Annotated in this window: 13 protein-coding genes; 7 read left to right on the plus strand and 6 right to left on the minus strand. The window is 60.9% G+C overall.

The genetic code is table 11. From position 1 onward, the window contains the following. Positions 1-136: 136 nt before the first annotated feature. Positions 137-1,132 (plus strand): phosphate signaling complex PhoU family protein, encoded by a 996-nt coding sequence (locus B2G88_RS07040; RefSeq protein WP_054863376.1) that lies wholly within the window; start codon positions 137-139, stop codon positions 1,130-1,132. A gap of 5 nt (positions 1,133-1,137) precedes the next feature. Here B2G88_RS07040 and B2G88_RS07045 read toward each other — a convergent pair whose 3' ends face one another. From B2G88_RS07045 to B2G88_RS07065, 5 genes are all read right to left on the minus strand, one after another. Then, positions 1,138-1,455, minus strand: a complete 318-nt coding sequence (locus tag B2G88_RS07045; RefSeq protein WP_087714395.1) for a sodium:proton antiporter — start codon at positions 1,453-1,455, stop codon at positions 1,138-1,140. 51 nt (positions 1,456-1,506) lie between these two features. Beyond that, positions 1,507-1,971 carry a universal stress protein gene (locus B2G88_RS07050; RefSeq protein ID WP_054863377.1) on the minus strand — a complete coding sequence of 155 codons (465 nt, stop codon included), beginning with the start codon at positions 1,969-1,971 and terminating at the stop codon, positions 1,507-1,509. A gap of 164 nt (positions 1,972-2,135) precedes the next feature. Beyond that, a complete protein-coding gene (locus B2G88_RS07055) occupies positions 2,136-2,507 on the minus strand; it encodes a 30S ribosomal protein S8e (protein ID WP_054863394.1) in 372 nt (123 codons plus the stop codon). Between the two features lie 104 nt (positions 2,508-2,611). Beyond that, positions 2,612-4,027, minus strand: coding sequence for a PQQ-binding-like beta-propeller repeat protein (locus B2G88_RS07060; RefSeq protein ID WP_087714396.1), 1,416 nt, complete (start codon positions 4,025-4,027; stop codon positions 2,612-2,614). 38 nt (positions 4,028-4,065) lie between these two features. After that, positions 4,066-6,321: an NADP-dependent malic enzyme gene (locus tag B2G88_RS07065; RefSeq protein WP_087714397.1), complete on the minus strand. Its 2,256-nt coding sequence runs from the start codon at positions 6,319-6,321 to the stop codon at positions 4,066-4,068. A gap of 147 nt (positions 6,322-6,468) precedes the next feature. On the opposite strand from B2G88_RS07065, the gene B2G88_RS07070 reads away from it, so the two are divergent. From B2G88_RS07070 to B2G88_RS07090, 5 genes are all read left to right on the plus strand, one after another. Then, on the plus strand, positions 6,469-6,951 hold the full coding sequence (locus B2G88_RS07070) for a phosphopantetheine adenylyltransferase (RefSeq protein ID WP_087714398.1): 483 nt from the start codon (positions 6,469-6,471) through the stop codon (positions 6,949-6,951). 71 nt (positions 6,952-7,022) lie between these two features. Further along, complete coding sequence (locus B2G88_RS07075) at positions 7,023-7,232, plus strand: hypothetical protein (protein ID WP_054863378.1); 210 nt, start codon at positions 7,023-7,025, stop codon at positions 7,230-7,232. Between the two features lie 47 nt (positions 7,233-7,279). Next, on the plus strand, positions 7,280-7,738 hold the full coding sequence (locus B2G88_RS07080) for an RNA-binding protein (RefSeq protein ID WP_054863379.1): 459 nt from the start codon (positions 7,280-7,282) through the stop codon (positions 7,736-7,738). Positions 7,739-8,034: 296 nt separating this feature from the next. Then, entirely contained in the window at positions 8,035-9,192 is a 1,158-nt protein-coding gene (locus B2G88_RS07085; RefSeq protein ID WP_054863380.1) for an SPFH domain-containing protein, read from the plus strand. A gap of 150 nt (positions 9,193-9,342) precedes the next feature. Next, a complete protein-coding gene (locus B2G88_RS07090) occupies positions 9,343-11,097 on the plus strand; it encodes a YcaO-like family protein (protein WP_054863381.1) in 1,755 nt (584 codons plus the stop codon). A 28-nt stretch (positions 11,098-11,125) separates the two neighbouring features. On the opposite strand, the gene B2G88_RS07095 is transcribed toward B2G88_RS07090, so the two are convergent. Then, entirely contained in the window at positions 11,126-11,581 is a 456-nt protein-coding gene (locus B2G88_RS07095) for a hypothetical protein (RefSeq protein WP_087714399.1), read from the minus strand. Between the two features lie 178 nt (positions 11,582-11,759). Between B2G88_RS07095 and cmk the strand changes: the two genes are divergently transcribed. Then, positions 11,760-12,371 (plus strand): (d)CMP kinase, encoded by a 612-nt coding sequence (cmk, locus tag B2G88_RS07100; RefSeq protein ID WP_054863383.1) that lies wholly within the window; start codon positions 11,760-11,762, stop codon positions 12,369-12,371. Positions 12,372-12,374 lie beyond the last annotated feature (3 nt).

The raw sequence follows: 12,374 nt of genomic DNA on the forward strand, positions 1-12,374 counted from the left end.
TGTACGGTTACCAACCCAGCTCTCGAGAGAGATTCAGAGAGAGAACGGCCGTTGTAGCCGTTTCACCCAACGTATCCGACGCTGCCAATCTATAGATACGACGGGATTTATAGTGGTTGGCCAGCAATCGGGGGCTATGGAGACGCGGAAAGTCCAAGTAACGGGTGGGTCGACGTATACCGTCTCGCTGCCAAAAGGCTGGGCAACAGCGAACGACGTGAGTTCTGGAACGACAGTCGAGTTGTACCCCGAAGACGACGCGCTGTTGGTCACCCCGCGTAACGAAACGGGTCGTCAAGAGGGAACGCTCGACGTCTCGGATCTCGAGGACGAGCGACTCACGCGCGCGGTCATGACGATGTACGTCAGCGGCTTCGACATCATCCGACTCGAGGCCAGTCGGATCACGACGGATCAACGCCGCGCGATTCGAGACGCCACCCAGAGTCTCGTCGGCGTCGAAGTCCTCGAGGAAACGACTGACAGCGTCGTCATTCAGGATCTGCTCGATTCGTCGGAGTTGTCGATTGTCAACGCTGTTTCACGGATGCGTCTCATCGCAACGTCGATGCTCGAGGACGCGATCACCGCTCTGGTCGAAAACGACGACGACATCGCACGCGACGTCATCGAACGCGACGACGACGTCGACCGGCTCTGGCTCGTCGTCTCCCGAATCTTCCGTGCGACGCTGCGCTCACCGCGAGCCGCCGAAGAACTCGGCCTCCCGCGCGAGGACTGTTTCGACTATCACTCGAGTGCGCGCCAACTCGAGCGCGTCGCTGATCACGCTGCCAAAATCAGCAATCTTGCGCTCAAACTCGAGGATATCCCGGAGTCGGTGGCCGACGCACTCGCTGCACTTCGTACTGATGCCTCTGACGTGCTTGCGAAAGCCATGGACGCACTCGTTGCCGACGAGACCGACGAAGCGAATCGACTCGGCCACGCCGCCCGCGAAGCCGTCCTCGAGATCGACGAACACACCAGAACGATTGACGATATGCTGCGTGACCTCGAACCAGTCCAAGCCCAGTCGCTCGGACTAATCGTCGACTCCCTCTCTCGAAGTGCTGACTACGGTGGAAATATCGCTGAAACAGCGTTACAGAAGGCTGCACCGCGGCCGTAGCCGAACTACTTGAGGACGCGCTCGAGGAACGGACTTTGATCGAGCCCCATTCGGTCGTGCAGCCGTGACTGGATCACGGAGGAAGCAGCAGCGAGAATCCCGATAACGCCGAGCAACAGCCACTCCCAGCCGGTTGTCATGATCGTAAGCGCAAGACCACCGATTCCGGCGACGAACATCAGTGCCGTAATGCCGAGGTAGACGGACAACAGTCCCGGCGCTCGAGCTTTTTCGTCGGCGGTGTAGAGCGTGTACTCGTACCAACACAGGACGCCCGCGAGGATAATCGCGATTGAGACGAATCCGGCGAAGATGGTCGGCATAGTCGGGTGCTGACCCTGTAGACTAATAATGCTATCCCGTTACCGCCACAGTTAGGCCTCGTCGTCCTCGTAGGGCACGGCGACAACGGGCCGGTTCGCGTTCAACAGCAGCGCCTGTGTGACACTGCCGAACAACGCCTGTCCGAGCGGTCGTCGGTGCCGACCGCAGACGACGATGTACTCGGCGTCGTGTTCCGTGGCATACGACCGGATAACCTCCGCTGGATCGCCGACCAGTCCAACCGCCTTGTAATCGGTGTTCTCGAGGCCGTCAACCATCGTCGCAATGTCGTATGCGACTGCAGTTGCCGCGTTCTGCGTTTTCTCGATTGTCGTTTTCGCTGTGACCTCGTGTTGTTCACGCATGGCATCCGCGGAAACCTCGGTGAAATCACTGGTCGGGTGTCCAACGTGGAGGACGTGGAGTTCAGTATCGTATTTCTCGGCGAGATCCGCGGCCCGTTCGACGACGACGGCCGCTCGGTCGGACTGGTCAACGGCTGCAACGATTGGCATACCTCGACTAACGGACGCATCCGATATGAGCGCTATGGCGACACGGCTCACAGACTCGGATGTCAACACCGGCAGACCGCTGGCTCTCCGTCACTGTCAGCGCACCCGCAGAAATCGCGGATGCAGCAGATTCTGTTACCGATCACTCGGTCCGACAATCCGTCTTACTCGAGCGAAACAGCGTTGACCTGACCGGTCTGGCCGGGACGCGACTTGACGCGGGCGCGGCCTTCGGAGGTTTCGATGACGGCACCCTTCGTGATGATGTTTCGGCGGACGTAGTTCGGGTTGGCGTCGTTCTCAACGACGTCTTCGATATCGGCTGCGACCGTCTCGTCGCCTTTGTTGACGCTTGCAACGTTCGTTGCAAGTGCACGCGTTTTCGTGCCGTTGCCGTGGACGGCAATCGTTCGGAAGCGGGGTTCGCCAACCTGCGTCTCGGTGGGCAGACGCCCGATTTCGTCTTTTCGCGTGTTTCGAACGTTCTTCAGTCGACCGCCGGTACGCTTGCGCGTAGAGCGTCCCTGATCTTGCATACCCGAAATCAGTCGGGGCGAATACTTGAATGCACGCTTTCGTGCTGACGGGTTCAGATCAACCGTCGCGTTGTGTCTCCACACTCGAGACCGCTGAAAACCAGTCACTCGTCTGCAACCAGACAGTACGCGTGACCCGGTTCCTCGAATACCGTCTCTGCATCGTCATCGTAGTAGTTCGAAAAGACACCCCGTTCGGCGTAGTAAATCTGCCCGTTTCGAGGAATTGCCCCACTCGTCACGTGGCCGCGATTCTCGACGCGCCAACGGCGCTCGCCGGTGGCTTTCTCGAGTGCGTAGAGATGGCTGTCGTAGGAGCCGACCAGAATCGTTTCGGCAGTTGCGGTGAGCGAGCCGATCACGCTGCCGCCGACATTCGCTGACCACAGCTCCTCGCCCGTCTCGGCCTCGAGCGCGTAGACGTGGTTGTCGTCGCCGCCGACGTAGACGACGCCTTCCTCAGGGTCGACCGCCGGATTCGACATGATTACTCGGCCGGTGTCGAAGGCCCACTCCTCGGTGCCGTCCTCGAGGTCGAGCCGGTAGAAATTCCCATCCCACGAGCCGACGAAGGCCGCGCCGTCGTAGACCGGTGTCGTGCCCTTGATCTCCGCGCCGAGATGGAACTGCCCGCCGGCCATCTCGTCCCCGTCGGGGCCGTCCTCGCCGCCCGCCTGAAACGTCCAGGCGCGCTCGAGTGAGGGAAATTCCCAGCAGTAGACGACGCCGTCGTTCGAGCCCGAAACGAGTCGCCCGGCCTCGCAGTTGATTGCCGGCGAGGGATGGGGCATCCCCCAGATGTCGTCGTCGCTCCAGGTCGTCGCGCCCGTTTCGGCGTCGAGTTCCCAGAGCGCACCACTCGCCGGATTGGAGTACTCCGCGAGCAAGTAAAGGGTGCCGTCGATGTAGGCCGGACTCGAGCCGATGGCAATCGAGCCGCCGAACTCGCGGGCGCTGGTTCGCCAGAGCAGTTCGCCGGTGGGAATATCGACCGCGTAGCACGCGCCGTCGTAGCCGCCGATGTAGGCCGTTTCGCCGACGATTGCAGGCGTCCCGTGAAAGCCGAGACTGTTTCCAGCGCCGGTCTCGAGCGTCCACAGTCGCTCGCCCTCTGGCGTCACGGCGTGAATAGCTCCGGTGTCGCTCGCAATGAGAACAGTCTCGCCGTCGGGCGTCGGTCTCGGCGTCGATTTCGCCGCCGTGTGCCCGATACGGTTCACCGGAAACGACCAGTCGACGCGAACCTCGTCTGGAACGGTCTCGTCGGGGTAGTAGCCGTATCGACGAAGGCCACGTCGGAACATCGAAATGTCGTCGTCGACCGGCTGTGGCGTCGCCTGAGGCACGTCCGTGTCTGCAACATTTTCGAGGACTCGAGTGCAGTCCGGAGGCGACCGCGCTGAAACTGCTGTGTGGCCCCCGATGCCAATGAGTCCGACGGCACCGACCGTGGCGAGGACGCGCCGTCTCGTCGTTCGAGCCGTGCGATGCCGACGGGACGTGGAGGCCTGCTCACGCATTTCGTCCGACCGTTCGCAGTCCCGTTTCTTACGCTTGTCTACTCATCCTGTGCGTCGACGACAGCCACGCCCGCGAGGTTCACAATGTCTTTGACCTCGTCGCCTCGCTGGAGGACGTGAACCGGCTTGTCCATCCCGACCAGCATCGGGCCGATGGCATCTGCGCCGCCGAGGCGCTGGAGCAGTTTGTAGCCGATGTTGCCCGACTCGAGGTTCGGGAAGACGAGTACGTTCGCGGGCTCCTCGAGTTCCGAGAAGCCGTAGGTGCCCTCGAGAATGTCCTCGACGACGGCGGTGTCGGCCTGCATTTCGCCGTCGACGGGGAAGTCGACATCTGGGTCGTTCTGAAGTTGCTGCGCAGCACGGCGGGGTTTGCGCGTGGCTTCGTTGTCGACGCTGCCGAAGTTCGAGTACGACAACAGGGCCGCGCGCGGTTCGATGTTGAACCGCCGGGCGAGGTCACCGGTCTGTCTGGTGACTTCGGCGAGGACGTCCTCGTCGGGGTTCTGATTGACCGTCGCGTCGGCAATGAAGATGACGCGGTTCTTGAACGTCAGCATGTAGACCCCGGCCGCGTAGTCGACGTCGTCTGCGGTGCCGATGACCTGCAGCGGCGGACGCAGCGCGGAGGGATAGTGATGGGAGAGGCCAGTCAACATCGCGTCGGCATCGCCCTGTTCGACCATCACGCTGCCGAAGTAATTCGAGTCGCCACGGATCAGTTCGCCGGCTTCGCTTCGCGTAATTCCCTTGCGGGAGCGAAGTTCGTGGAGGCGCTCGGCGTAGGCCTCGTAGTCGCCAGCCGACGGGTCAGCGACCTGTGGCTCGTAGTCCAGTCCGAGGTTCGCCGCACTCTGGCGAATCTCGCTCTCGTCGCCGATCAAAATCGGGGCAGCGATGCCCTGTTCCTGGATCTGGTAGGCCGCGCGGATCATCTTCTCGTTCTCGCCTTCGGCCAGCGCGACCGTCTTGGGGTCGCTCTTTGCCTTGTTGAGGACGACACGCATCATCTCACGGGACTTGCCGAGGCGGGCCTCGAGTTCCTCCTCGTACTCCTCGAGGTCCATGTCGACGCGTGCGGCACCGGATTCCATCGCGGCTTCGGCGACGGCCGGTGCAACACGGAAGAGGACGCGCGGGTCGACGGGTTTCGGGATGATGTAGTCAGGGCCGAACTGGAGTGGGTCGTCGCCGTAGGCTTTGACGACTGCGTCGGGCACGTCTTCGCGAGAGAGTTCCGCGAGTGCTTCGGCGCAGGCAACTTTCATCGCCTCGTTGATCTCGGTTGCGCGAACGTCGAGTGCGCCACGGAAGATGAAGGGGAAGCCGAGGACGTTGTTGACCTGATTCGGGTAATCCGAGCGGCCGGTCGCCATGATGACGGTGTCGTCGCGGGCGTCTTTGGCGTCCTCGTAGCCGATCTCCGGATCGGGATTTGCCATCGCGAAGATGATCGGATCGTCGCCCATCAAGCGCACCATCTCCTGGGAGACGATGCCACCGGCAGAGAGGCCGACGAAGACGTCCGCGCCCTCCATTGCGTCGGCGAGGTCGCCCTCGGGCAGGTCTCGAGCGAACTGCTCTTTGTACTCGTTGACGTCGCCATTTGCAGCGCGCTCGTCGGTGATAATCCCCGTCGAGTCACACATCGTGATGTTTTCTTTCTTGACGCCAAGCGAGACGTAGAATCGGGCCGAGGCAATTGCACTCGCACCAGCACCGGAGAAGACGACCTCGAGATCCGCAAGGTCCTTGTCAGCGATGTCGGCAGCGTTGATGAGCGCCGCACCGGAGATGATCGCGGTTCCGTGCTGGTCGTCATGGAAGACCGGAATATCCGCTTCCTCACGCAGACGCTCTTCGATGGTGAAACACTCCGGCGCTTTGATATCCTCGAGATTGATGCCGCCGAAGGTTGGCTCCATCATTTTGACGGCGTCGACGATTTTGTGTGGGTCTTCCTCGTCGAGTTCCACGTCGAAAACGTCAATGTCAGCAAACCGCTTGAACAGGACGCCTTTCCCCTCCATGACGGGTTTGGATGCCTGTGCGCCGATATCACCGAGGCCGAGCACTGCAGAGCCGTTCGAGACGACGCCGACGAGATTGCCCTTTGCCGTGTACGTGTAGGCGTCGCGTTCGTCTGCGTCGATCTCGAGACACGGTGCGGCGACACCGGGCGAGTACGCAAGCGAGAGGTCGCGCTGCGTGTTCGTCGGTTTCGTCGTCGAAATCTCGAGTTTCCCCGGTGGATCGGTGCGATGATAGTCGAGTGAATCCTCGTCGAGTCCCATACCCGTGACACTGTATCCGACCACTAAAAACAATGCGAAAGGGGCATTCGACAGCTGTCGAAATAAATTGGGTGCGTATGGCGGTGGCCAGCGTGGACTGTCCGGCGAGGCGACCCTTTTATACGCACCGCGCCAGTCAGCACGGGTATGGACGTCGCGCTTGGTGGGACGTTCGACCCTGTTCACGACGGCCATCGACGGCTGTTCGAGCGGGCGTTCGAACTCGGAGACGTAACTGTCGGATTGACGAGTGACGACCTCGCACCGAAGACGCGCCACGTCGAACGCCACGTTCGGTCGTACGACACGCGCAAGGCCGCCCTCGCCGACGAACTCGAGGCGCTCGCCGCCAGTCAGAACCGCGAGTTCGAGATCCGGCCGCTCGAGGAGCCAACGGGCATCGCGACCGAACCGCAGTTCGACTATCTGGTGGTCTCGCCGGAAACTCGTGATGGCGGCGAGCGAATCAACGAGATCCGTCGCGAACGCGGCCACGACCCGCTCGAGGTCATTGTCGTCCCCCACGTCGAAGCCGACGATGGCGATATCATCTCGAGTACGCGGATCGTCAACGACGAAATCGACGAGCACGGAAACGTTCTCGAGAGTAACACGGATAGTCGAGACTGATCGGTGCCCCATCGTCTCGCCAGAGCTATCGAATCAGTTCCTTTTTACGGGCAGACGGGGAATCTCACGCTATGAGCTTCGAGAAAGACGACCAGGTCGTTCTGAACGACGAGCACAGCGAGTTCGACGGCGAAATCGGTACCATCACCCAGACGATGGAGTCGATGTTCGGCGACACCACCTACACCGTTAGCTTTGAGGACGGCCAAGAGACCGGCGTTCCCGAAAGCGACCTCGAGGAAGCCGACGAGGACGCAGACGCTGACGAAGACGACGAATAACCGCCAGAGCACGGCCACTGTGGCCACCGGATACTACAGACCAGCAGATGCCCCAGATTCCGCTTCACTACGTCGATTTACGAACGTTCTGCTACGCCACCGAGGATGAAAAGCGCGTCGAGGAGGCGCTTCGAACCTTCCTTCCCGGGAGCGATGACGACGAACGCGACCCATTCGAAATCGAACGCGTCGAAAGCGACGGCCACTACGGTGACCGGATTCTCGTCCTTTCTGCACGCGTTGAGAACGCCAACGACATTCGGCACGTCCTCTCGAGACTGGCCGATCTCGAGTCGTTCGACACGCTGATCGACGAACTCGACGAGCGCGTCACCGAAAACACCGAACTCTTTTTGCGCCTCGACAAGCAGGCTGCCTTCGGCGGCGACGTCAAACTGGGCGACGGCATCACCTTCCGCGGCAAGGTCGAAGCCTACCCCGCCAAAAAGGAGAAAGCAGTCGACAACGCCGAGGAAGTCTTAGAGCGCTTGCGCAACGACGAGTGAGACGGGTTCCTGTCCGTCAGTACCGGCGCACCCGCGACCCGGGCGGCGGGTACGCCAGTCAATCGGTACAGCAATCTGTCTGAGCAAGCGCTGTCGAGCCAGTTAGGGATTATCGTAGCCAACCGGAGGGTTCGAAGTATGGTCAGTAGCGACGTTTCTCGGTTTGTCGTTAGGAAACTATGAACTCCTACGATAATCCCTAAGTGTTGAGACTCGAATCGTCACAGTCTCGTTTCTGCCCGTTCCCTACGTCGTTTCGGCCAAGAGTTATTCGGCTAGAACCCATAGTTTGCATAATGGTATCATATTTCGATGCACTCACGCCGTTGCAACTCCAACTCGAGGACCCACTCCTCCTCGTGGGGGCGCTCGCACTCGTTCTCGTCGTCGTCACCGTCTGGTCGATGGTGGAAATCGTCGACGCCTACGAGCGAAGCGCACTCACGGTCTTCGGTGAGTACCGAAAACTGCTCGAGCCCGGCCTCAACATCGTCCCGCCGTTCGTCTCGCGGATTTACGCATTCGACATGCGAACACAGACGATTGACGTGCCGAGTCAGGAAGCGATTACGCGCGACAACTCGCCCGTCACCGCCGACGCTGTCGTCTACATCCGCGTGATGAACGCCAAACGGGCGTTTCTCGAGGTCGACGACTACGAACGCGCTGTCTCGAATCTCTCACAGACGACGCTGCGGGCAGTTATCGGTGACATGGAACTTGATGACACCCTCAGCCGGCGAGAGATGATCAACGAGCGGATCCGCCAAGAACTCGACGAACCCACCGACGAGTGGGGGATCCGCGTCGAAAGCGTCGAAGTTCGGGAGGTCACGCCCTCGCGCGACGTCAAAGGCGCAATGGAGCAACAGACCTCCGCAGAGCGCAAACGCCGTGCCATGATTCTCGAGGCACAGGGTGAACGCCGCAGTGCCGTCGAGAAGGCAGAAGGTAACAAGCAGTCCGAGATCATTCGTGCACAAGGTGAAAAGCAGAGTCAGATCCTCGAAGCACAGGGTGACTCGATTTCGACCGTGCTACGAGCAAAATCCGCCGAGTCGATGGGCGAACGCGCGATCATCGATCAGGGGATGGAAACGCTCGAAGAGATCGGCCAGAGCGACTCGACGACGTTCGTCATGCCCCAGGAACTCACCTCGATGGTCGGCCGCTACGGGAAGCACCTCTCCGGCAGTGACGTCAAAGACGACGGCGACTCCCTCGAGAGTCTGGACTTTGACGACGAAACGCGCGAACTGATCGGTCTCGACGACATCGCGGAGATCATCGGCGAAATCGAGGACGCCGAGATGGACATCGAGGCGATGGAACAGGAAGCCCAGGCAATCAAGGAAGGCGAGGACATGCCCGCAGAGGAAACGGGTGAGACGATTGACGTTGCGGAGACGAGACAGGGAGCGACGGATACCGACGGCGGAACGGACCAGAACTGAGACGGTCTGTGTACCGATGGACCGGTGCAACCACGACCGTTCTGCAGTTGCACCGGCATGACGTACACGAGTCTGTTTGACGCCCGACTCGAGGGCGCTGTTCGCCACTGCGAACATGGCGTTTTTACTCACAGACAGTAACAGTCAGGTATGGACGTACATCTTGTCGGCGACGATCCAGTGTATGAAACCGTCGCCACTGCGCTCGAGGATGTCGATATCGGTGTCGTTGATGCCGAACCCGCAGAGTTGACCGACGCGCGATTTGGTGTTGTCAGCGACGTAGCCGGTTCGGAGACATTCCTACGGGCAAATGAGGCCGCTCGAGCGGGCGGAACACCATGGGTCGCCGTCGAAATCGGTGGTGTTGGGGGCCACCCCCTTCCAGGCGTCGACGCCGCCATCTCAGGTTTTGCCGCCGGTGCTGGCGCGGGCTGTTTCGAGTGTCTTCGCACGCGCGTTGGGTCGACGACTGACGAGACTGCTGCAAAACCAAGCGCAGACCGCAGCACGGCCCGACTCGCCGGCGCGCTTGCAGGCCGAGAGTGCGTTCGCGTCTTCGAAGGTGCCGACGACTCGATTATCGGCCGTGTCGTCGAACTACCACATAATCGCCGCCGGTTTCTGCCCGTCCCCGGTTGTGACTGCGATGGGGACGAACGGGACCGCAGACTTGAGCGTGATGACGAGTCGCTTGCCCTCGATGCCGCGGTTGAACACGCCGAAGCGGCAATCGACGACCGGGTTGGAATCGTCACAAGCATCGGCGAAATCCACTCGTTTCCGGTGCCGTACTATCTGGCCCGGAGTGCGAACACGAGCGGGTTCAGCGACGCGACCGCGCCGACAGAGGCCGCCGGCGTCGCCGATGACTGGAACGCCGCACTGATGAAAGGCGTCGGCGAGAGTCTCGAGCGCTACTGTGCCGGTGTCTACCGCGAGTCGGAGTTTGTTCACGCACGCGAAGGTGACCTCGAGAATCCGGTCTCACCCGCTGACTTCGTCCGACCTGCCGATGCCGAGTACGATCCGAAAAGCGAGTATCCCTGGGTCCCTGGCGAGAATCTCGCCACCGGAGAAGCGGTTCACCTTCCTGCCGCGGCCGTCCAGTTTCCCCAGCCCGGCCCGTCGCTGGTGCCCGCGATTACGACCGGCCTCGGCCTCGGTTCGTCGACCGTCGACGCGCTCATCTCAGGGCTAACAGAAGTCATCGAACGCGATGCGACGATGCTCGCCTGGTACTCGTCTTTTGAGCCGCTCGAATTGACAGTCGAGAACGAGCGATTCGACGTTCTCGAGCGCCGGGCGCGAAGCGAAGGGCTGTCGGTGACGCCGCTGCTGGTCACCCAGGACGTAGACGTCCCGGTCGTCGCCGTCGCCGTCCATCGTGACCCTGCAGGGGGGGCTGTCGACCCTGACAGCTCGGAGTGGCCCGCGTTTGCAGCCGGCTCCGCAGCAGGGCTGGATGCCACGGAGGCCGCGAGTTCGGCGCTCGAGGAGGCACTCCAGAACTGGATGGAACTGCGTGATATCGGTGCGGCAAACGCAGCCAACCAATCGGGTTCGATTGGAGAGTATGCAATGTTCCCGGACACCGTTCAGGAATTCGTCGATGTCGATGGAACGGTTCCCGCAGCGAGTGTCGGCCCGGATGGTGAGGTGACAGGTCAGGACGCACTCGAGGCACTTCTCGAGCGGGTAACGGACGCAGGACTGACGCCGTCTGCAGCGCGGATAACGACGCGGGACGTCTCTGCTATCGGGTTCGAAGCGGTTCGCGTCGTCATCCCCGAGGCACAGCCGCTGTTTACCGGCGAGCCGTTCTTCGGCGAACGAGCTGAGACCGTCCCGGACGAGTTAGGCTTCGAGCCGCGACTCGAGCGTGCGTTCCATCCGTATCCGTAACTGATCACCGGCAATCAATTGAGTTGGGCTAGTCGGACTCGCTGTGTTCGTCCTCGGTGTCCGTCTCGCCGTTCTCGTCGAGATCCGTCGCGTTAGCCTCGATTTCGCCGTCGTCGCCATCGTATACCTCGACGTCGTCGCTCTGTCGGACCTCGACGACGAGATCGTCATCGCGGATATACACCACTATGAGTTCCGTTTCGTCGGTGATAGACACGGCTCGAGCAATCGAATTGTCGGTGTCTCGCTCGTATTTGACAACCTGTAGATTCTGGTTCGTCCGTTCGAGATTCGGGGCCACAATACTCTCTTCTGGCGTGACCGCATAGCTCTCGTCGTACGTTTCGCGTCCAGTCTCGTCTTCTCGAGCCTGCAGTTGGAGGTTGTACGCGTCCTCGGCCTCGCTGTAGATCTCGAGTGGGACGATTCCTTGCAGACCGAAATGTTCCTGGACCCCCTCGAGACAGCCTGCAAGTCCAGCCATTCCGAGTGCACCTGCGGACTGCAGTACGCTGCGGCGATTCACACTGGTGAGTCGGCACTGAACAACTGTATGCGTTTCTCTTTGCTGCGTTCACACCGGAGTGCCCATCGATGCGATGGTCTTCCCACCTCATGGCTGGAGTCGGATTGCTTTTCAGATCTCCTGTTGTTGGATACATATGGCTTCATTCGAGACATCGACAGCGGAGATCGAAACGAGTCTGTTTATTACCGTTTCCGGGCCACCTGGCTGTGGCGCGACGACGCTGTGTGAACGCCTCGCTGACGCGATTGGCTGTCCGTACGTCTCCGGCGGCGACATCTTCCGTGAACTCGCCGAAGACCGCGAGATGAGTCTCAACCAACTAACGGCTAAAGCCGAGGAATCCGACGAGATCGACCGCGCACTCGATCAACGGCTCCAGCAAATCGCCGAGAAATGGGGCACGGCAAACAAACCCTTCATCCTCGAGTCACGACTCGCTGGCTGGCTCGCCGGCGAACGTGCCGACCTGCGAATCTGGCTCGATGCCCCCGAATCCGTCCGCCTCGAGCGCATCGAGGGCCGACTCGAGACCGAAGCAGAGATGCGTGTTCGAGAAGTCAGTGAGGCGGGTCGGTATCAGTCCTATTACGACATCGATCTCAACGACCGCGAGTTCTACGACCTGCACATCAACACGGCTCGCTGGGGGAAAGACAGCGTATTCGCCCTCGTCCGCGCGGCGCTCGAGGAGTACGAACCGGAACTCGACGAAGGAGCATTTGCAACGCCCGCGATGGACGTCTGACAG

The sequence above is a fragment of the Natronolimnobius baerhuensis genome (assembly GCF_002177135.1).
GTDB classification, from domain to species: Archaea; Halobacteriota; Halobacteria; order Halobacteriales; family Natrialbaceae; genus Natronolimnobius; species Natronolimnobius baerhuensis.